21 protein-coding genes and 4 tRNA genes are annotated in these 20216 nt (G+C 42.4%); 2 read left to right on the top strand and 23 right to left on the bottom strand.

Going from position 1 to position 20216, the window contains the following annotated elements:
• Positions 1-9: 9 nt before the first annotated feature.
• From ACN6MY_RS03405 to ACN6MY_RS03385, 5 genes are all read right to left on the bottom strand, one after another.
• Positions 10-85, bottom strand: a tRNA-Asp gene (locus tag ACN6MY_RS03405).
• Positions 86-118: 33 nt separating this feature from the next.
• Positions 119-190: transfer RNA gene (locus ACN6MY_RS03400), tRNA-Glu, on the bottom strand.
• 21 nt (positions 191-211) lie between these two features.
• A tRNA-Ser gene (locus ACN6MY_RS03395) sits at positions 212-302 on the bottom strand.
• Positions 303-309: 7 nt separating this feature from the next.
• Positions 310-384 (bottom strand) — tRNA-Asn (locus tag ACN6MY_RS03390).
• A 149-nt stretch (positions 385-533) separates the two neighbouring features.
• Positions 534-995, bottom strand: a complete 462-nt coding sequence (locus ACN6MY_RS03385) for a SprT family protein (RefSeq protein ID WP_419882744.1) — start codon at positions 993-995, stop codon at positions 534-536.
• Between the two features lie 109 nt (positions 996-1104).
• On the opposite strand from ACN6MY_RS03385, the gene cmpA reads away from it, so the two are divergent.
• On the top strand, positions 1105-1224 hold the full coding sequence (gene cmpA / locus ACN6MY_RS03380; RefSeq protein ID WP_419882743.1) for a cortex morphogenetic protein CmpA: 120 nt from the start codon (positions 1105-1107) through the stop codon (positions 1222-1224).
• A 59-nt stretch (positions 1225-1283) separates the two neighbouring features.
• Here cmpA and ACN6MY_RS03375 read toward each other — a convergent pair whose 3' ends face one another.
• From ACN6MY_RS03375 to acpS, 15 genes are all read right to left on the bottom strand, one after another.
• Positions 1284-3464, bottom strand: coding sequence for a Tex family protein (locus ACN6MY_RS03375; protein WP_419882742.1), 2181 nt, complete (start codon positions 3462-3464; stop codon positions 1284-1286).
• Positions 3465-3643: 179 nt separating this feature from the next.
• Complete coding sequence (locus tag ACN6MY_RS03370) at positions 3644-3934, bottom strand: hypothetical protein (RefSeq protein WP_419882741.1); 291 nt, start codon at positions 3932-3934, stop codon at positions 3644-3646.
• Positions 3935-3955: 21 nt separating this feature from the next.
• A complete protein-coding gene (locus tag ACN6MY_RS03365; protein WP_419882740.1) occupies positions 3956-4564 on the bottom strand; it encodes a SpoIIE family protein phosphatase in 609 nt (202 codons plus the stop codon).
• Entirely contained in the window at positions 4561-5352 is a 792-nt protein-coding gene (sigB, locus tag ACN6MY_RS03360) for an RNA polymerase sigma factor SigB (protein ID WP_419882739.1), read from the bottom strand. The genes ACN6MY_RS03365 and sigB overlap by 4 nt, the downstream gene beginning before the upstream one ends.
• The gene (gene rsbW / locus ACN6MY_RS03355; RefSeq protein WP_071352003.1) at positions 5330-5803 is read right to left on the bottom strand and encodes an anti-sigma B factor RsbW; all 474 of its coding nucleotides are present in this window, start codon (positions 5801-5803) and stop codon (positions 5330-5332) included. The genes sigB and rsbW overlap by 23 nt, the downstream gene beginning before the upstream one ends.
• Positions 5800-6132 carry an anti-sigma factor antagonist gene (locus ACN6MY_RS03350; protein ID WP_419882738.1) on the bottom strand — a complete coding sequence of 111 codons (333 nt, stop codon included), beginning with the start codon at positions 6130-6132 and terminating at the stop codon, positions 5800-5802. Before ACN6MY_RS03350 ends, rsbW begins: the two co-directional genes overlap by 4 nt.
• A gap of 71 nt (positions 6133-6203) precedes the next feature.
• A complete protein-coding gene (locus tag ACN6MY_RS03345; protein ID WP_090991208.1) occupies positions 6204-7214 on the bottom strand; it encodes a PP2C family protein-serine/threonine phosphatase in 1011 nt (336 codons plus the stop codon).
• A 12-nt stretch (positions 7215-7226) separates the two neighbouring features.
• Positions 7227-7628, bottom strand: a complete 402-nt coding sequence (locus ACN6MY_RS03340) for an anti-sigma regulatory factor (RefSeq protein ID WP_071352006.1) — start codon at positions 7626-7628, stop codon at positions 7227-7229.
• Positions 7629-7632: 4 nt separating this feature from the next.
• Complete coding sequence (locus tag ACN6MY_RS03335) at positions 7633-7989, bottom strand: STAS domain-containing protein (RefSeq protein ID WP_071352007.1); 357 nt, start codon at positions 7987-7989, stop codon at positions 7633-7635.
• The gene (locus ACN6MY_RS03330; RefSeq protein WP_419882737.1) at positions 7986-8819 is read right to left on the bottom strand and encodes an RsbT co-antagonist protein RsbRA; all 834 of its coding nucleotides are present in this window, start codon (positions 8817-8819) and stop codon (positions 7986-7988) included. Before ACN6MY_RS03330 ends, ACN6MY_RS03335 begins: the two co-directional genes overlap by 4 nt.
• A gap of 502 nt (positions 8820-9321) precedes the next feature.
• A complete protein-coding gene (locus ACN6MY_RS03325) occupies positions 9322-9672 on the bottom strand; it encodes a type II toxin-antitoxin system PemK/MazF family toxin (protein ID WP_071352039.1) in 351 nt (116 codons plus the stop codon).
• Between the two features lie 7 nt (positions 9673-9679).
• Entirely contained in the window at positions 9680-9961 is a 282-nt protein-coding gene (locus ACN6MY_RS03320) for a CopG family ribbon-helix-helix protein (protein WP_071352009.1), read from the bottom strand.
• A gap of 227 nt (positions 9962-10188) precedes the next feature.
• Entirely contained in the window at positions 10189-11349 is a 1161-nt protein-coding gene (alr, locus tag ACN6MY_RS03315) for an alanine racemase (RefSeq protein WP_419882736.1), read from the bottom strand.
• Positions 11350-11702: 353 nt separating this feature from the next.
• Complete coding sequence (locus tag ACN6MY_RS03310; RefSeq protein ID WP_419882735.1) at positions 11703-12710, bottom strand: LolA family protein; 1008 nt, start codon at positions 12708-12710, stop codon at positions 11703-11705.
• 254 nt (positions 12711-12964) lie between these two features.
• Entirely contained in the window at positions 12965-13321 is a 357-nt protein-coding gene (gene acpS / locus ACN6MY_RS03305) for a holo-ACP synthase (protein WP_419882734.1), read from the bottom strand.
• A gap of 81 nt (positions 13322-13402) precedes the next feature.
• Between acpS and ACN6MY_RS03300 the strand changes: the two genes are divergently transcribed.
• The gene (locus ACN6MY_RS03300; protein ID WP_419882733.1) at positions 13403-13990 is read left to right on the top strand and encodes a rhomboid family intramembrane serine protease; all 588 of its coding nucleotides are present in this window, start codon (positions 13403-13405) and stop codon (positions 13988-13990) included.
• Positions 13991-14478: 488 nt separating this feature from the next.
• Here the strand turns inward: ACN6MY_RS03300 and ACN6MY_RS03295 are convergent, their stop codons facing one another.
• From ACN6MY_RS03295 to ACN6MY_RS03285, 3 genes are all read right to left on the bottom strand, one after another.
• Entirely contained in the window at positions 14479-15969 is a 1491-nt protein-coding gene (locus ACN6MY_RS03295) for a DEAD/DEAH box helicase (protein ID WP_419882732.1), read from the bottom strand.
• 1236 nt (positions 15970-17205) lie between these two features.
• Entirely contained in the window at positions 17206-18582 is a 1377-nt protein-coding gene (locus ACN6MY_RS03290; RefSeq protein WP_419882731.1) for a UDP-N-acetylmuramoyl-tripeptide--D-alanyl-D-alanine ligase, read from the bottom strand.
• 166 nt (positions 18583-18748) lie between these two features.
• Positions 18749-19822 (bottom strand): D-alanine--D-alanine ligase, encoded by a 1074-nt coding sequence (locus ACN6MY_RS03285; RefSeq protein ID WP_419882730.1) that lies wholly within the window; start codon positions 19820-19822, stop codon positions 18749-18751.
• Between the last annotated feature and the right edge of the window lie 394 nt (positions 19823-20216).

Here is a 20216-nt window from a genome sequence, read left to right as displayed (position 1 = left end):
AAAGAAAAATGGCGGTCCCGACGGGAATCGAACCCGCGATCTCCTGCGTGACAGGCAGGCATGTTAACCGCTACACCACGGGACCATGAATGATAATATAAGAAGACTTTCGTCTTAATGACCCATACGGGATTCGAACCCGTGTTACCGCCGTGAAAGGGCGGTGTCTTAACCGCTTGACCAATGGGCCTTTTATGTAAATAAGTCCGGCTGGCGGAGAAGGAGGGATTTGAACCCTCGCGCCGCTTACGCGACCTACACCCTTAGCAGGGGCGCCTCTTCAGCCTCTTGAGTACTTCCCCAAAAAAATGGCTCCGCAGGTAGGACTCGAACCTACGACCGTTCGGTTAACAGCCGAATGCTCTACCACTGAGCTACTGCGGAATAATAAGGTTTTAAATGCCGCATCAACGTGTTGTTGTTTTGTCGACTCTTTAGATTATATAGACGATTACTCACGAAGTCAACACTATTTTTAATTTTTTTATATTCACTTTTATCAGCAGGCTTTTCTTACGCTTGCCTCACTGTTTTCATTCTAAAAAAACCAGTCTCCCTTTACATTTGCCGCACACATATCTGGCTGTATCCACCCTTCTTCTGCGTAAATAAATCTGCCTGCATTCCAGGCATTCATATTTTAAAATCTTTTTAGGCTTCGCTGCCTTTTTTGCTGCTTCTTCTAAAGGTTTGCAGAATCTGGGCGCACCTACTTCATTTAATAAATCCCTAAAATCCCGGTCGCGGTGCTTATATCCTTTTTTCTCGAGATGAAGATGGTAGTGGCATAATTCATGCTTGATAATCCCGATTAATTCCTCCATGCCTCTTTCTTCAAAATACTTTTTATTAATCTCTATATTATGTGATAACAGCAAGTATCTGCCGCCAGTAGTTTTAAGGCGGTGATTAAAAATGGCCTTATGCGAGAAAGGTTTATTAAAGTCCTTTTCGGAAATTTCCTCCACGAGCAATTGAAGCTCACGATTATCCAACGCACTCTTCCTTTCTTCTTGTATCGTGACAACCCATTATAACATACACTCTTGTAAGGGCTTCTTTTCCTGAAGCCTGATGAATTATTTCAAATAAAGGGGTGTACTCATGCCTAAATGGTTTCAAAACCAAATACGAAGAGCATTTTATGAAAAAGATTATCAGCAAATTAAGATTCTGAATCAATGCTGGTTTTTTTACACAAATAAAGAAAGCTATCGTTCCTGAGTGCAATAAAAAAACCTCCCTCCCAAATACAGCGGAAGGAAGGCAGACCTGTTTTTCTATTAACTCTTATCGGGATTGAGCATTGTCAGAGCAACTCTTTGTTTTTGTGCATCAACCTGATCCACCCATACAGTGACTACATCTCCTACTGATACCACGTCTAATGGATGCTTGACGAAACGGCTGCTTAACTTGGAAATATGCACGAGTCCATCCTGCTTAACGCCAATGTCTACGAACGCGCCAAAATCTACTACATTGCGCACTGTTCCTTGAAGCTCCATGCCGGTTTGCAAATCTTCCATCTTAAGCACATCCTGCTTGAGCAGCGGCTTTGGCAAATCATCCCGAGGATCTCTTCCCGGTTTCATTAGTGCATCTATAATGTCCTTTAAGGTAATTTCCCCGATTCCAAGTTCCTCTGATACCTCTTTAACATTAAGAGTGACAAGCACTTTGTTGAGGTCCTCATTCCCCAGATCAACAGAACTATAACCAACCTTATGAAGCAATTGATTCACAGCCTGGTAATTTTCCGGATGAATGGATGTTTGATCAAGCGGTTCATCTCCATTTATTATTCTTAAAAATCCGATGCACTGCTCATATGTCTTGGCTCCGAGCCTCGGAATATTCTTAAGCTCTTTACGGCTTGTAAAGCGCCCTTCTTCGTCGCGTTTCTTTACAATGTTTTGCGCGACTGCTTTGGAGAGCCCTGCTACATATTGCAAAAGGGAGGGAGATGCTGTATTAACATTGACGCCTACCTGGTTAACCGCTGTTTCTACTACAAATGACAGCGAGTCAGAAAGTTTTTTCTGTGAAACATCATGCTGATACTGTCCGACCCCCACCGATTTAGGATCGATTTTTACAAGCTCCGCTAAAGGATCCTGCAGTCTTCTGCCGATGGAAACAGCACTTCTTTCTTCTACCTGCAGGTCTGGAAACTCCTCGCGCGCTATGTCAGAAGCGGAATAAACGCTTGCTCCGGCTTCATTTACAATGATATACGCAATGCCATTTCCCGATTCCTTTAATATTTCCGCGATTAACTGCTCTGTTTCTCTTGATGCAGTGCCATTTCCGATGGCTACTATTTCTATGCTGAATGCTTTTAGCAGTTCTTTAATCTTTTCCTTTGCTGCTTCTTTTTTAGCTGCTGGGGGATGGGGATAAATCACGCTGATATCCATTACTTTACCTGTCTCGTTGATAACCGCCATTTTGCAGCCCGTCCGGTAAGCAGGATCTACAGCAAGAACTGTCTTTCCTTTAAGGGGAGGCTGCAATAGCAGGTTCCGGAGATTTTCCGAGAAGATATGAATGGCTTGGTTTTCTGCTTTTTCCGTCAGTTCTTTTCTAATTTCCCTTTCAATTGAAGGAAATATCAGCCGTTTGAAGCTGTCTTCTAAAGCTTCTCTGACAAAACCGGCCGCTGTAGAATGATTGGATCTAATAATTCTTTTTTCCATATAACGAAGGATGGCCTCTCCATCAGGGTGAAAGGATATCTTCAAGACCTCTTCCTTTTCTCCCCTGTTCAACGCCAATATTCGATGAGGCACAATTTTTTGTACAGGTTCTTCATACTCATAGTACATTTCAAAAACTTTTTTCTCATCCACGCCATTGTTTTTAACAGCCGAAATCAATCTGCCTTTTTTAAAGGTCTCTTCTCTAATCCACTTCCTTAGAGAGGCATCATCCGATATCTGCTCTGCAATAATGTCTTTAGCCCCCGCGATCGCTTCTTCAGGTTCAGTCAGGCCGTTTTCATCCGTAAGGAATTGTGCTGCTTTTTCGTGAACATCCTCGCCCTGCGGGAATTCCATCATCCAGACAGCAAGCGGCTCTAGCCCGTTTTCCTTTGCTGCAGTGGCTTTTGTCCTTCTTTTCTGCTTATATGGACGGTATAAATCTTCTACTTCCTGAAGCTTTTCAGAAGCCTCAATTCGCTTTTTTAACTCATCTGTTAACTTTCCCTGTTCCTCAATTATCCGGATTACCTCACCCTTTCGCTGGCCAAGCGCCTCCAGATAATTAGAACGTTCCATAATTGAACGGATTTGCACCTCATCAAGAGAACCTGTCATTTCTTTTCTATATCGTGCAATAAAAGGCACTGTATTTCCGTCTTGAAGCATCGCAATAACATTTTGGACCTGATGTGCTTTCAAGGTTAATTCTTTCGCAATTTGTGCGATCAAAGCTTTTTGGGCAGTAACTTCACTTATCAAGAGCATTTCCTCCAAGCATCGTTTCTCTTTTCTTATTTATCCGCATGAACGGGCAAGTTTTGCCCTGCATACGGAAGTTTCCCTTACAGCATATCAAATGTAAATCTATGTTGCTAATATGTATGGCATCAATCAATATGGTTTTTCAGCAGGAAGCCTCGCTGCTCTCCCGTGCTGATTTACGTTCCAATCCCCATTGTGTCACAATCCATATCAAGCTTTAACAGAGCAAAAATAAAAGGCTTTTTTCTTAAAGATGGTTGTTTTTTAATGAGTTCTGTAATGCGATCTCCTATTAAATGAGGTTGATTGGAGCGTAAGGTGCGGAACTCCTGCTTAGATGAGCGGGAGGGTGAGACCCCCGCAGGAGGCCCACCGCCCGCCCAGCGGAAAGCGAGCATCCTGGAGCGGAAATCACCCCCCTGTTCCATAGCAGCAAAGTTTACGAAAACAGCCAAATAAAAAAACAAAAAGCTTACTCTTCACTAAAATCATGAAAGTAAGCTTCCCAGGATAAATGTTGTATCATCAGATTCCATTGTATTGTTCTGCAGAATATGATGTGCGTTTTGTTCAAGAGAGTAATGCCTCTTCAAAATGTTTTTAGCTCCTTGAAGCTGCAATCCATCAGAATGAAGAAGAAACTTGGCATTTGGCTCATATTTATATCTTTGTGTATGATACTTTTGTTTTCTTCCTGATAAATAGCCTGTAACAGGAAGGGGATAAACAAGTTTGTCCGACTGAGGATTATATAGAAAGAAGCGTATATTGCCAACAGAGCTATAAACAAATTCTTTCGTATCATAATAAATCTTCAGAATGGAAACGACAGCTCCCCTTTTGTTTACCAGGGAACTGTTGCAATTCGCCATTAGGGTTTCTACCCCTTTGCTGTGATTCTTCTTTACTTCTTCAATAACTGCATGGGAAGACTCATATGCAAACTTGCCGCTGCCTAAGCCATCAGCCAGAACACAAAGGAAGTACTCCTTTGTTTGACAGATAAAATAATCATCTCCGCAATATGGCATATCATCCTTAGAAGACTGAGAGGCGAGCACTTCGATTTCCGTTTCGCGCAGCACTTCTTTAATCATTGGACAAACTCCGTGTTGCTTTCCGCATTTATAGCTTCCTGCAGTTTCTTAATTGCTCTTCTCTGCAGACGGGAAACATGCATTTGAGAAATTCCAAGCTTTTCTCCAGCTTCTTTTTGGCTTAAATTCTCCAAATAGGTGTACTGGATGATTTTCTTTTCTCTTTCACTAAGTACATGCAGCACCTTTTCAAGCACCATGCGCTGATTGACTTTTTCAAATCCTTCATCAACATTTCCAAAGATATCAAGCAGGGTAACAGTTCCGCCGTCAGAGTCTGCCTCAATCGAATGATCCACAGACAATGCCTGATAGCTCTTACCCATTTCCATCGCTTCCAGTATCTCTTCTTCAGGGACATCCAGATGACGGGCAATTTCTTCGATTTTCGGGGAACGATGAAGCTCTGTAGTCAGTTCTTCAACAGTAACCCTTATCTTCGGACCAAGCTCTTTAATTCTTCTCGGAACATGGACACTCCAGGTTTTATCCCGTAGAAATCTTTTAATTTCACCAATAATTGTAGGAACCGCAAAAGCCTCAAAGCTTTTGCCAAATGACTCATCATACCTCCTGATTGCACCAAGCAGCCCAATCATCCCTACCTGAGAAATATCTTCCTGAAAAGACTTTCCCTTGGAATACTTTCGTGCAATGGTTTCAACCAGGCCTTGATAATGCAGCACCAGCTGATTCTGGGCCTCATCATCCTGGGTAAGCTGATAAGCTCTGATCCATTCGTTTACTTTTTCTTTTACCGCCGGATTAGGTTGAGAGTGTTTTTGCATCCATCTCCACCTGCTCTCCTTCTAGAAACTTAGTCATAAAGACTGTAACCCCTTCATGCTGGTGAATTTTCACCTCGTCCATCAGGGTTTCAATGAGATAAAGACCAAGGCCTCCTTCTCTCAAGAATTCTACGTTATTTCCTTTTTCGTACGGTCCGATGCCTTGGCGCACTTCATCGAAATTGCAGCTTTTTCCATTATCGGAAACCATCACTTCAAGACGGTCTTCATAAAGGCCAAACCCAATAATTACTTCACCTTTATCCATTTCCTTATATGCATGCTGCACAGCGTTGGTACATGCCTCACTGGTGGCTATTTTCAAATCTTCAATTTCGTCATAGGAGAATCCCATCCGGCTGGCAATTCCAGAAAGCGTCAAACGAATGACTCCAATGAAATCCGGTTTTGCAGGTATCTTCATTTCGATGTATTCGTATGTCTGACTCATTCTAACCCACCCTCTGCACTACTTTTTATATCAATAATGTCTGCAAGGCCTGTTATGTCGAAAAGACGGCGCAAACGTTCAGATAAGCCAATAAGCCTGAATTTTCCGTCGTGGGCTTTTACGCTTTTAAATAATCCTACAAACACCCCAAGCCCTGTACTATCCATATAGGATACTTCGCTAAGATCTATTACCAATGATATTTGATTCTGCTCAGAAAGAGGAAATAAGGATTCTCTAAGCTTTGGAGCAGTATAAGCATCAATTTCGCCTTTAACTTGCACTTCAACCTGCGAATTGCTGTCTTGAACGTCAATATTTATATTCATCTAATTTAACCCACCTCTTCAATCCTTAATTACATGCTATCGCAATATATAAATACCCTGTTTCAGGAGAGCTAAACCTCTCTTTTCATTACAATTAAAGTGAAATCGTCACGCAGCTGGAAATTCTGCATTCGTTCCAGCTGCCTGTATATATTATTTACTATATCCTGTGCTTTTAAATGTATATTTTTTTGTATATATTCAACAAGGGTTTCTCTTTCAATGAACCCCTCGCTTGTGCGGCACTCCGTTACGCCATCTGACAGGAGCACAATCAAATCGCCAGGCTCCACATTTTTCTCATACTGGCGGTAGCTTGTTTTCTTCTCCACGCCCAAAAGGAGTCCTTTTGCTGTGAGATCCGAGAATTCTTTCGTTTCTGCATTATAATAAAATCCCGGTTCGTGCCCTGCTGCAGCATAAGAAAATACATGCTTCCTGGGATTGTATAGCCCATAAAACATCGTGATAAACATACTGGGATCTACGTTGTGCTCCACTACCCGGTTCAAGCTCTCCAGCACACTGCTCGGAGCATGTCGGTGCTCAGGAAGGCTATCCATTGCATATTTGATCATGGACATGCAAAGTGCAGCAGGTATGCCTTTTCCGATTACATCGGCAATCGCAACACCAATGCACTCATTTTCATCTTGGACAAAATGATAGTAATCACCGCTCATCTGCCTCGCAGGAACGCTGATTGCGCCAATTTCGAGTCCGTCAACAACCGGTATGCTCGTTTCAAGCAATGTATGCTGGACATTGGCCGCAATTTCAATTTCTGATTTCAGTTCCTGCTGCTGATGCCGCAAACTCTGATGCTCTCTGTATGCAATTCCATATCCCATCATAACCTCAAGCAAGAAATCCATTGAGTTAAGGACCTTTTCGGGTGTATCAGGACAAATTTCCAGAAGAATGCTTTTGTGCAGACTGATGATTTCTTCTGGGGATATCTTAGATTCAATTGTTTTTCTGCTGATCTTCTGTCCTTGATACAACGCTTGTTCCGTTTGGTCTTGCAAATAGGTAGAGAGAGCTTCACGGTACTTTTCTTCCATGTTCTCTCTAAAGTTCATAGTTCCCCCCCCTTAACGGAGCCATTTGGTTGCACGGATTTCCGTGCCCTTTCCGGGAACGGAATCGATGTCAAACTCATCCATCAGGCGTTTAACACCCGGAAGGCCTGCTCCAAGTCCCCCGGAGGTCGTAAAGCCATCCTCCATCACCTTTCGAATGTCCTGTATGCCAGGACCTTCATCAGCTGCGATGATTTTGAGGCCTGATTTCCCGCTGTCAAAAATCTTTTCTATACAGACACTGCCTTGTCCGGCATATAAATATATGTTCCTGGCGAGTTCACTTATTGCTGTAGTGATTCTAGCCTGGTCAACCGTACCAAATCCCAGCTCTTTGGCAACATTTCGCCCAAGCTGGCGAGCCGCTACGATGTCCCATTCATTGATAATTTTCACGCAGGATTGGAACTCCATACATTTAATCCCCCAGTTCCTGTTGTAATTTCTCCAGGCCTTTCTCTAAATCTAGAGCTGTAAGGACATCATCTAGAGTAATGCCTAGTTCAATTAAAGTAATCGCAACAGCCGGCTGGATCCCGGTAATTACAACTTTTGCTCCCATCAGCTTAGACATGCTAAATACATCGCCTAAAACCTTGGCAATAAAAGAATCAATGAAATCAATGGAGGTAATATCTATAACAACGCCATTCGCGCTTGTTTCATGGATTTTATGAAGCAAATCCTCCTGGAATTGCAGCGCAGTCGCGTCATCCAGCTCCCATTGAATAGAGACCAAAAGGCAATCATACAATTTTAATATTGGAATCCTCATGATTCTTCCTCCACATCCACAATCTTGCGGCTTGTAAGTTCCAGTGCTGCTTCAATCCCTTTTTTCAGGGTGTTTTTAGTTACCACTTCATTTAGGTTAATGCCCAGGTTGACAATGGTCTGGGCAATTTCAGGCCGGATTCCGCAGAGCATGCACTTAGCTCCTACCAGCCGGACAGCTTCGGCAGCCTGAATGATATGATGTGCTACCATGGTATCCACCACAGGGACTCCTGTGATATCAATCAAGACAACTTCGGAACGATGCTTTACTGCCCCAACAAGCAGGTTCTCCATAATCTGTTTCGCTCTTTCCGTATCTATGGTGCCGATCAGCGGCATGACAGTGATTCCTTCCAGTACGGGAATCAGCGGTGCAGAAAGCTCCTGAAGCGCCATTCTCTGGAGGGAAACCGTTCTTTCCCATGTTTGGGTATACATATCGACTATCTCATTATTTAAAGGGGCAGACCACTCGTCGAGCTCCTTAATGATAGATGATATTTCGTCAGGGGCCACTTTCCCCTGATTAAGAAGGCCAGTAAGCACGATTCTGCTGAATTTATGCAATCCATCATTCACGAATGTCAACGGCCAGCCAAGGCGGACCACCTTTTCAGCAAAGTCATTCAGCTTTGCTGAAAATTCTTCGTTGTTATTTTCTGTATTGGTAATAATCACATCTATAAATTCACTGCTTGTTTGGCCGAACATGTTATCAGAAACAATTTTCAGCAGCCTGCCGTCTGCATTCCGCTTCATCATTTCCATCCATTCAGACAGGATATGATCGTGATTTTTCGTAATAAAATCGTAAACCAGCTGATTCATATTTTCCTCCCATTCTATCACAATCGCCAAAAACTGATATAACTCCGGCATGCCCCCTGCTATGCTAAGACGACAATGATTCTTAGGCAAAGTTGTGAATGACTGCAAATCTTTGAATCCTTCTTTTATTTACAGGGTCATTTCTTAGAAAATAACCTCTTTATTCTTCAAATAATCTTCTTTCCTACATTTTCACTATATAGCGTTGTCCTTTCATTCGTCAAATGATAGTGTATTCCCTGCAAAAAATGCAGAACAAGAGAAAAAATAGGAAAAGGACGGTATAGGAACACCATAATGCAAGAAGGCCTGTCCTTTGGATACCAGGAAAAACCTCATCTGCAGACAATCTTGTGCCCCATTGGCAGGGACCATCAAAATTGCAAAAACGGCTCCAGTATTCTGGAACCGTTTGTTCGCCCGCACTAACGGACCATGATAAAAATATAATAAAGGCCTAAAGGATTATTTTGTTCATATCCAGACTTTTCCAGAATTTCTTTTAAAAATCAACCAGACCCAGGCTGATCTGCAGTGCATCATTGACTTTCTGCATCATCGGTTCATCAAGATGCGTAATTTTATCTGTCAGGCGCTGCTTATCAATGGTTCGGATTTGTTCTAAAAGAATAACAGAATCACGTTCAAAGCCATATTTCTTTGCATTGATTTCAACATGTGTAGGCAGTTTGGCCTTTTGGATCTGCGCTGTAATTGCTGCCACGATTACAGTGGGACTAAAGCGATTACCGATATCATTCTGTAGAATCAATACCGGGCGTGTTCCGCCTTGTTCAGAGCCCACGACCGGAGACAGGTCTGCGAAGTATACGTCACCACGCTTAACAACAATCAATGGCTCAGCCTCCGCTAGCTAATCGTTCAACGCAATGTCCAGCCTCATATTCTGCCAGGAATGCTTCAGAAGCAATCGTCAAATTAATGGCTGCCATTTCAATATAGCCACGTTTCATTGATTCGCGAAATTCTCTCTTTTTTCGTTCGCGAAGATACATTTTTGTCGCACGATAAATAAATTCGCTGCGATTCACATTTTCTTCACTAACATACCCATCTAATTCGGATAAAAAATTTTGAGGTAATCGGATTAAAATTTCTCTTGTTGCGCTGGATTCAGACACAAACATACACCTCCACCATCACTACACACCTTTAATATATATATCCTTTTTCATATTACCATTAAAACGGCCTTCTGCAAAGAGTATATTCCAAACTCTGTACTATTATCAGCAAAAAGGGATGTGTTCTATTCATTATAAAACAATTTCATAATATAAAAATCAAATCATACAAGAAGTGAAACAACTTGTTTCTGTGTTAAAGGAAACCTCACACTCGCTAAATGTCAGCTCCACAGAGGATTGGAAACCTCCGCTTCCTTTCCATTTCTTACATAAACCCTCGGAATGCGCGCTCCCAGCATACATGTAACTTCATAATTAATCGTTTCGAGACGTTTTGCAATGTCATCAGCAGATATGCATAGCCCTTCACTTTCTCCAATCAATATGACCTCAGTGCCCAGCGGAACTTGCCGGGACAGCTTCACCATGCATTGATCCATGCAGATTCTCCCTACAATTGGCGCCATTTCTCCTGATACATTCACTTCCTGGCCCTGCAGTCTGCGGATCCAGCCATCTGCATACCCGATAGGAAGCGTAGCGATCCATTCACCATCTTCTTTCGCTGTATAAGTCGCTCCATAGCTGACACTTTCTCCCTTTTGCAATTTTTTCACATGCACAACTTTTGTTTTAAGAGAGAGAGCAGGCTTCAGCGGGAACGGCAATAGCTCCTTCATTTCCGGGGAAGGACTTAACCCGTACATGGATATACCCATCCTCACTGCATTATAGACAGAATCAGAGAAGCGAAGAGATGCTGCGCTATTTGAGGCATGAATAAGTTCAGGCTTCTTTTTCAGCCAAGACAGCATCTCATTAAATGTATTCAGCTGCTTCTGGTAATATGACTTGCTGATTTCATCAGCCGTGGCGAAATGGGTATAAATTCCCTCCAGATAAAACCTTGGATCCTTCTCCAGGCTCTCTTCGACTTTTTCCAATTCTCCCTTGGTTTTAATGCCAATGCGCCCCATTCCGCTGTCACATTTTAAATGGAGTTTCAGGGTCTGGCCGCAAGGAATATACTGGCCGGCTTCTCTGATCCAGGATTCCTGGAACACCGTTAATGTTATATGGTTCTCAGCCGCAATACCGGCACTTTCAGGTCTTGCCGCCCCAAGCACAAGGATGGGTGAGGAAATTCCCTTTTGTCTTAAAGACAGAGCTTCATCAATAAAAGCTACTGCCAGAAAATCAGCACCGGCTTCCAAAGCTGTTTTTGCCGTTTGCACATCTCCATGTCCATAGCCATTGGCCTTGACAACTGCGAAAATTTTCACATTTTCCGGCAGCCTTTTTTTCATCGAAGCAACATTGTCATAGATATGATCCAAATTAATCTCTGCCCACGTATCTCTATGGAATTTTAGCGTCTCCAAACCTGCAAACCTTCCTTCTTTATATTGCATCCCGTATTTTATTTTCATATGAATCGTTGTTAGTGTCTGACAGAAATACCCCTATCATCCACCCATTGTTTATGCCATTTATTCAGGATTCCTTTATTATAGCAATATTACCGGGGATTTAAAGAAGGGTCCTCCAATTTGAGGCGATTGGGCATGCAGAAATGAGTGAGTGAGGCAGCATCAAATCTAAACAAAAACCGGCTCTTGGTAAGCAGGAAACAGAAAAATACCTTTCCGCTGCACAAGGGCCGGGAGAAATTATTTTATGCTATTTCCAGACGGTAGAATTCCGGCTAGATCGTCCGCACGTATAGGCTTTTAAATTACTTAACAGAATTTCCGCCAACAGATTCTGCGATTGTGACCATTTCTTGTTTTGAGAGATCATCAGAAACAAGCGTATAATCCACTCCATCATGTGTCCAGGCAAGTGAGTGTGCAGACATTGCCCCAACTGTATAGCCCAGATCAACAGGCTCCCCATTCATATCAGTCGGAACAATTGTCGTTTCCATCACTTCTGCTTTCTCCTGTACCAGCGTAAAGTTCTTATTGCCTTCGTATGTTAAAACAACCCTTTTTCCATTTTCTGCCTCAATTTTCTTTTCTTCTATTAAACTTGATCCAGCTAGGTCCGCTGGATATTTGACAGAAAAACTGTCATCCCCGACATTGCCCATTACAGGAACCTCTAATTGAGCGCTTGTCATATTTTTCTTCATGTCAAAAGCGTCTTTGTCAAAGGTGGTTCCAAACTTTACATTCGAAAACTTCACAGTGACCAGTGTCTTATGGTCCGGATCCATGACCTTTACCTGTACCGGGGACAGGTCTTTTTTATTTAGGGTAATTTCCTGATACGGTAGCATTTTGTTATTCTGATAACGCGTTTTCGTCTCAAAAACATAATGATTATCTACCGTTTTGAAGGAAGCATTTTTGTCCTCTATAATATCCTTCACCAATGATTCGTAAAGATATGCCTGGCTGCTGTTTTCCGGCCACTCGCTCTGAAATTTAAAGCTTTTGTTCAATGCAGGAGTCAGGACATACACTCCTTCATTGTTGCGCAGAATCATCTGGCTCTGTTCCTTTTGGTTGTTCTTCAAATTCACCCTGTAAAAAGAAGGATCTTTATGCCAGATAACAACATTGTAAACCTGTGGCTCTGTTCCCATTTCAAGCGTCATTTTTGCATTCGCTTTATACCCCTTCATGTCAGTAAGCTTCTCGTTCAAGGCACTTACTACATCTTCCTGCGATTTTTGACCGCAGCCAGAAAGAGCAAACACGAGCAATAGCCCAGTGAAAAGCACAAGCACTTTCTTCATCTTTTCAACCCCTTTTTTTATTGAACTTAAAAAGGGAGAGGAAAAGGCAGGATCCAGACATTGAGGCAACGTTTTTCTCGGCAGGATGATTGGGTCTTCACAGTTTTGAATGTCTTTTTTTCGGAAGGCATTCACATTTTTCGAGAGCGCTTTTCCTGCAATGTACCTTATACCGGGCCTTGTCTCCCTATAGCAATAAAAGTATATGAGGGGGCCTGGCCATTTATTACCCTATGCTTTTTCACCGGTATTCCCTATTCTGATTCTTCAATAACAACCTGAGCCGCTGCATATTCAGAGCTATGTGTAATTGAAAGATGTACGCCCTTGGAAATAGGAGATATGAAGATGGGCTTTCCCATTGAATCATATGAAATTTCCATATCTAAAAATGAGAGTTCCTTTCCGATGCCAGTACCATATGCCTTTGCAAATGCTTCTTTTGCAGAAAACCGGCCTGCAAGAAACTCCATTTTCCTTTTATTCTTTAATTCAGAAAACCTTTTTAATTCGCCGCCCGCCAAAATCCGCTCCGGAAACTTCGGATGCGCTTCAAGAAGCTTTGCAATCCTTGATATTTCAATGATATCCATTCCAATTCCTTTTATCATTCTGTTCTACGTTCCCTTCTAACCAGGACGTGCCTGGCATATAAATTTCAAACAAACATTTATTTTAAAGGAATGATTGAATTGTATAAAAAAACAGCTCTTAATCTGCAATCTTCCGGAATGAGCCCTGCTGTCACAGGCATAATCACTCTGACAGGAATATGTTATATTGTTATTCTGATACCAGCAACGCCTGGCTTGCTTATTTTTCAAAAGCTAGCCGGCGTCAATCTTTTCATCGGCAATGGACAGCTGTGGAGACTGCTGACCCCGATATTCCTTCACACCTCTTTGAGCCATTTGCTTTTCAACGGTTTTTCCCTCGCCGTCCTCGGACCAAGGGCAGAGCGCACTCTCGGCAGCTTAAAGTTCACGCTATTATTCCTGTTATCAGGAATAATGTCCAACATAGCCACTTTTTTATGCATGCCGCTCACCTATACACACGCCGGTGCGAGCGGAGCCATTTTTGGCATTTTGGGATTTTACCTTTATACAGCCGTTGCAAAAAGAGATATTATCCCCATGCGGCACCCTTCCATATTTTACATATTAATAATCGTATCCGTCATTGCTTCATTCCTTCAGCCTGAAGTAAATGGCATTGGGCATTTAGGCGGGCTTGCGGGCGGTTTTCTTTTGGCAGCTCTTTTTTTGAAAAAAGCGTAAGTACCTTGATTGATAAAAAAACCAAGTTCATACAATCCTGTCGCAAGCTTTTCAATCCCGCATTATAAGAGCTCCCATTTGCATGGCATTACTGCCTCTCTTTTCTTAAAGATTGTTATTTTTTTAATATGTTCTGAAGGCGATCCCATTGTTAAGTCAGGTTGATTGGAGCGTAAGGTGCGAGACTCCTGCTTAGATGAGCGGAACAGGTGAGACCCTGCAGGCTCACCGCCCGCCCCGCGGCAAGCGAACACCCTGAGAGAAATCAGCCACCTTTTTTCATAGCAGCAAAGTTACGAAAACAGCCAAATAAAAAAAAGGATCCCCAGCAAGACAGGCTCATAAGATGCATACAGATTATCAATCCATATACATCCCTGCTGAGTCGTCCTTTATGAGTGATCCTTAGTTTGTTCATAAGTGATGCTTCCACCAGCTCAAGCTGAACCATTCAGGCTGGCTGCCTGAAATAAATAAGCTAACGGAGCTTATTTATTAAATTGTTCCCTTTTTTGCCCTGTGCTGCGGTTCCCAGTAGAGCTGCCGCTTGGCTTGCGGTTGTTTGTTCTCTTGTTGCTGTATTCTTTTTTGCCAGATGTTCCTCTTCCGTTGCGCTGTCTGTTGTTGCTGTTGCCGAAACGGTTGCGGTCGCGTTTCATCGGCATTGGCGCTTCTTCAGTAAGTTTAACTGGAGTGCTGTCCGGTTCTTTTGTCATGGACTTAAGCACAGCAGCAACCAAATCTACTGCACTATGCTTCTGAAGCAATTCTTCAGCGTGAGTCAGGTACAGGGATAAATCTTCATTTTCAACTGCATTGACGATTTTTTCAGTAACTGCTTTTTGCTGTCCTTCTAGTGCTTCTGTTATCGTAGGAGTTTTTAATTTCTCCATGCGTTTCTTTGTTGTATGTTCAACAGCATGAAGCTGTCCTCTTTCTCTTGGTGTTACAAAAGTGATGGCAACTCCGTGTTTTCCGGCTCTTCCTGTACGTCCAATACGGTGGACATAGCTTTCAGGATCTTGAGGAATATCGAAGTTATACACATGTGTAACGCCTGAAATATCAAGTCCGCGGGCTGCTACATCAGTTGCCACAAGCACATCAATGTTTCCTTCTTTGAACTTTTTCAAAACAGAAAGTCGTTTCGCCTGGCTCAAGTCACCATGTATTCCTTCAGCCATGTAACCGCGGATTGTCAAAGCAGAAGCAAGTTCATCCACACGGCGCTTAGTGCGTCCGAATACGATTGCAAGATCAGGTGTCTGGATATCAAGCAAACGTGCAAGAGTGTCGAATTTTTCGCTTTCTCTTAATTCCACGTAGAATTGTTCAATTTTAGAAACCGTCATTTCTTTTGCTTTAACACGGACAACCGTCGGCTCATTCATAAATCTTTCCGCAATTTTACGGATTGGTTCAGGCATTGTAGCAGAGAAAAGAAGTGTTTGTCTTTCTTCAGGAACATTCGAAAGGATTGATTCGATATCTTCGATGAATCCCATGTTCAGCATTTCGTCCGCTTCATCAAGTACCACTGTATGAACATCGCCAAGGCGGATGTTTTTGCGTTTGATGTGGTCAAGCAGGCGTCCCGGTGTCCCAACGATGATATGCGGGTACTTCTTTAGGGCACGGATTTGACGGTCGATGTCCTGTCCTCCGTAAACAGCCATAACACGTGCACGCTTGCCGTATCCAAGCTTATAAAGCTCTTCAGATACCTGGATTGCCAGTTCACGTGTCGGCGCTATTACGATTCCCTGTACATGATCATCTTTAATATCTATTTTTTCAATTAGAGGAATACCGAATGCAGCTGTTTTTCCTGTACCAGTCTGTGCCTGGCCAATTAGATCTTTTCCTTCAAGAGCCAAAGGAATAGTCTGCGCCTGGATCGGGCTCGCTTCTTCAAATCCCATTTTTTCAATTGATTTCATAGATGTTCTGTCTAAACCTAATTCACTAAACAAAGTCAAAATTGTCGTACTCCTTTTTTTTCATGTAATTTATCATAAGCAAATCATTTTCTTGCCCATGACAGTTGAATAACAGCACCAATGCGATCTGCATTATAAGTGCATAATTAATTTACCCTTAAGAAAAGTTTTCTCATTACCACCTAAAAGAATGACTACAATTAAAAAATAATGAACTCAATGATGATTTATTAAAAAGAAAAGCATATTGAACATAACAAGCGCAGGAAAAATCATAAAACGCTGGCTCCAAATATAAATATCGCCCTTTTAATAGTACATGTAACCAAAATCAAATTCAAAAAAACGGAAATGTCAAAGTAGCAATACGCGGCAGGTAGCCGGTTATTAGGTGAGGGCTGCTGCACCTTTCTTCTTTCAGCAGAAGTCATAGCTTGCGAAGCTGCATGGAAACCCGGAAGAAACCAGGCTCTTACAAAAAACAGGCCCTTATGCGTTGAGGGGTGCGGAAGTGGAAAAGAATCACAAGAGTTGTCGCTGCGGATACGGGCGGTTCATCATCCTAGAATGACTCCCTGCCGGTAAGGGCAATCGGCTTGTGAGGCAGCCTGGCCAAGAAGTACTTCTCAGTCACGCCGGACTTTCCTATTAGCAACTAAAGCCGCCACACTGGCAGCTTTTATATGGTTTCAAGACGCGCGGCCTATTTTATCTAAAAGTACAGAATTCTTCACAAACAATGAAGAAACTTAACGGAAATTCTTTCAAAAGGAACAGTAAACTCTCTTTCATTGATTTGTGTCTTTTGCAAAGATAATTATACACATACAGTTATCATCGATTCAATGACACGCAATCACATACTGTATGTTACCACCTTAAGCGCCCTAATGCAATAAAGGATATCTTCACATTGCATTAAATTTACATTACAGGTTTCTTTCTACTATACTCTATTCCATACATCAGCGATTATTTACTCTGAAATCCCGGAAAAAAGGAAAATTCAGCAGATTTATACTAGACATGAAGCAACCGGTGAATAAAACATGCCAAGCCGGAAGATTTTTGCTGCTTATTCCGAACCCCCGCCATAAAAATGTTCCTACTTAAGTATTGCCCGGAAAACCGCCCAAAATAACATCGTTTTAAAAATCAGTTTACCTAATTTATTGCAGCGAAAAAACCCCTGACGGTTTTACATCGCCAGGGGCAGATTCATCTTTACTCTGATGTTGTTTTGCTGCTTATCATGATGGTTCTAACCTTATCTTTTTATTGAAGGGCTGATACCACTTGTTCCAGCTTCATTCCCCTTGAAGCCTTAACCAAAATAAGGTCGTTAGTATCCGTGTGCTTTTTAAGCTCCTCAATCAGCTCGGTTTTATCCTGAAAGGCAAAAACATTTTCTTTTGAAAAAACAGTCAAAGCCCCGTCGCTGATTTTTTTGGCCAATGGACCGAATGTATAAACTTGATCAATTTTCTCGGCTGAAATCTGTTCACCAATTTTCTGGTGATAATCGCCTTCCTGCTCTCCTAATTCCAGCATGTCACCAAGCACAAGGATTTTTTTCCTAAATCCAGACATCCCTTCCATTAGCTCTATGGCAGCTTTCATTGATGTCGGGCTGGCATTATACGCATCATTGATAATTTTTTCTCCCCTAGCTCCTTCGACCATTTCCATCCTCATGTTTGTTAAACGAATTTCGTCCATTCCTGATTGCATGGATGCTTCAGAAACTCCAGCCTCTTTTGCTGCAAGCATCGATGCCATAGCATTCAGAACATTATGGTTTCCAAGCACAGGGATGGTCATGACTTTACCCGGATTACTATTTAAAGTGAATGATGTGCTGTCCTTTTCCTGAGTAATCGTAATAGGGAACATGTCATTATTCTCAGAACGGCCGAACGAAATAACTCGAACTCCCGGGAATTCAGCTTTAATCCGGTCTCTTAGTAAAGGTTCATCTCCATGGTAAATTAATACCCCGTCTTCTGACAGGCCTGAAAGGATTTCAAGCTTGGCATTCGCGATTTCTTCTCTCGATCCCAGATCCAATAAGTGAGACTCGCCGATATTGGTAATAACAGCAACATCCGGGCGTGCTATTTCGGAAAGCAGTTTGATTTCTCCCCTTGCGCTCATGCCCATTTCAAGCACAGCTGCTTCTGTATCTTCACCCATGGATAAAATCGTTAACGGCAGACCAATATGGTTATTAAAATTGCCGCTTGTTTTATGAACTTTGTATCGGGTCTGAAGCAGGCTTGCAGTCATATCCTTTGTTGTGGTCTTGCCGTTGCTGCCCGTCACACCCACCACCTTAAGCGAAAGCTCGCTGCGGTACTCTTTTGCCAGCTGCTGCAGGGCAGCCAAAGCATCTTCAACGATAATCAGAGGAAGCCCAACAGGCGGATTCGGTACACCCTTTTCCCACAATGAAGCTGCTGCCCCATTTTTTATAGCTCCTTCAACATACTGGTGGCCATTAACATTCTCGCCGTTCAGAGGAATAAACAAATTATTTTTTTCAATATTCCTTGAATCAATTGAAACGCCGCAAATCTCGGCATCCTGGAAATTTTCCAGTACATTCAGGCCTCCTGCCATTTCATGAACACGTTTCAAGCTTCGTCTAATCATTCTTGCGCCTCCTTAAAATTTTAACCCTGTGATGCTGTCAGAAAACAAAGCAAGCAGAAGCCAGCAGTTGGATAACCGCAGCTTCTGCTTTTTTTTGCTTACTCTTCATATCCCGCATTATTGGGCAGAAAGATTCCCGCTGACGGAAGTATCTCATTATCCAAAGTCAGAAAGTATATTTTATTTTTTGTTTTTCAACATGGCGCTGCTGGGCCAGTTCAACCAGGTTTTCTATCAATTGAGGATAGTCAACGCCTGTATGCTTCCATAAAAGCGGAAACATGCTGAATGGTGTAAAACCAGGCATTGTATTCACTTCATTAATATAAAATTCCCCTTCTTTAGTCAAAAAGAAATCGGCACGGACAAGGCCGGAGCAATCAAGTGATTTGAATGCATCAATGGCCATTTCCTTGAGACTGCTGTATTCCTCTGCTGAAATGTCCGCTGGAATAACCATGGCTGTTTCACCATCTTCATACTTGGCTTTATAATCGTAGAAGGCTTTTTTAGGAATAATTTCTCCGGCAACAGAGCATTTTGGCTCATCGTTGCCTAATACACCAATTTCCACTTCCCTGGCTGTAACTCCTTCTTCCACGATGATTTTACGGTCAAATTGGAAGGCTTCAATAAAGGCAGCTTTCAATTCTTCCTTGGATGTGCATTTGCTGATGCCGACACTGGATCCAAGATTGGCAGGTTTAACAAAGCAAGGATAACCAAGTTCCTCTTCAACCTTCTGATATGCACCTTCTGTGTCCTTTTCCCATTGAGTGCGCACAAACCAGGTGTACTTCACTTGAGGGAGGCCAGCCTGAGCAAAGATATTTTTCATGATGACTTTATCCATTCCAGCAGATGAGGCAAGAACTCCATTACCGACATAAGGAATGTTTAACAGCTCAAGCATTCCCTGGACAGTTCCATCCTCTCCGTTCGGTCCATGAAGAAGCGGAAATATAACATCATAGCCTTCCCGATTTTCTCCAGCCTCAGCCGCCGCACTTAACGCCAATGGCGAAAAAGTTTGTTCAGAAGCATAAGCCAATTCTTTCACAGATTCTACAGGGGCAGTCAGCTGCGGGCCGTTTACCCATTGTCCCTCTTCAGTTATATAGATAGGATGTATATCAAACTTTTCTAAATCCAGTGCTTTAAGGACAGCATACGCAGTTTGCAGGGAAACATTATGTTCAGCAGACTTTCCGCCATAAAGCAGACCCAGTTTTGTTTTCATTCCAGTAACCTCCATTATTCAAGACAAAAATTAATTTTCAGGCAATATATTCCTTCGTAAGCATTTGCTAATGCCTAGCGCTTGCTATATAGCAAAATTAGGGGCAGCTGTCATGCATGCGAGGAAATTTGACTTTTCTATTGTATCATTTTCTGAAGCAAAGAAATAAAATTTATATTATTCCTTTTTTCTAATTTCACCATTTTTTAACAGCATAAAGACCTGCCACTATTTTATGAAATAAGGGGCACGGCCTACACCTGTTTACCTTTAAAATTAATTCCGTAAACATGCTTGCCTCCATTGGCCAGCCATTCACCATCATGCCGGAGGATGACCTCAAAAAAACCCGGTCACATAAGGACCGGGCTTCATGGGCAGTCAGCCCTGTTTA

Source organism: Peribacillus sp. B-H-3, assembly GCF_048572925.1.
Classification (GTDB): domain Bacteria; phylum Bacillota; class Bacilli; order Bacillales; family DSM-1321; genus Peribacillus.
Note: the sequence above shows the minus strand (reverse complement) of the source record. Positions and strands in the feature narration are given on the sequence as shown.

Bases quoted from the DNA above. Each gene is read 5' to 3' on its own strand.
- cmpA (WP_419882743.1), top strand. From the start codon at position 1,105: ATGCCTAAATGGTTTCAAAACCAAATACGAAGAGCATTTTATGAAAAA.
- ACN6MY_RS03365 (WP_419882740.1), bottom strand. From the start codon at position 4,564: ATGATTAAAGAAGTGCTGCGCGAAACGGAAATCGAAGTGCTCGCCTCT.
- sigB (WP_419882739.1), bottom strand. From the start codon at position 5,352: ATGCAAAAACACTCTCAACCTAATCCGGCGGTAAAAGAAAAAGTAAAC.
- rsbW (WP_071352003.1), bottom strand. From the start codon at position 5,803: ATGAGTCAGACATACGAATACATCGAAATGAAGATACCTGCAAAACCG.
- ACN6MY_RS03350 (WP_419882738.1), bottom strand. From the start codon at position 6,132: ATGAATATAAATATTGACGTTCAAGACAGCAATTCGCAGGTTGAAGTG.
- ACN6MY_RS03345 (WP_090991208.1), bottom strand. From the start codon at position 7,214: ATGAACTTTAGAGAGAACATGGAAGAAAAGTACCGTGAAGCTCTCTCT.
- ACN6MY_RS03340 (WP_071352006.1), bottom strand. From the start codon at position 7,628: ATGGAGTTCCAATCCTGCGTGAAAATTATCAATGAATGGGACATCGTA.
- ACN6MY_RS03335 (WP_071352007.1), bottom strand. From the start codon at position 7,989: ATGAGGATTCCAATATTAAAATTGTATGATTGCCTTTTGGTCTCTATT.
- ACN6MY_RS03330 (WP_419882737.1), bottom strand. From the start codon at position 8,819: ATGAATCAGCTGGTTTACGATTTTATTACGAAAAATCACGATCATATC.
- ACN6MY_RS03310 (WP_419882735.1), bottom strand. From the start codon at position 12,710: ATGAAGAAAGTGCTTGTGCTTTTCACTGGGCTATTGCTCGTGTTTGCT.
- acpS (WP_419882734.1), bottom strand. From the start codon at position 13,321: ATGATAAAAGGAATTGGAATGGATATCATTGAAATATCAAGGATTGCA.
- ACN6MY_RS03290 (WP_419882731.1), bottom strand. From the start codon at position 18,582: ATGATTAGACGAAGCTTGAAACGTGTTCATGAAATGGCAGGAGGCCTG.
- ACN6MY_RS03285 (WP_419882730.1), bottom strand. From the start codon at position 19,822: ATGAAAACAAAACTGGGTCTGCTTTATGGCGGAAAGTCTGCTGAACAT.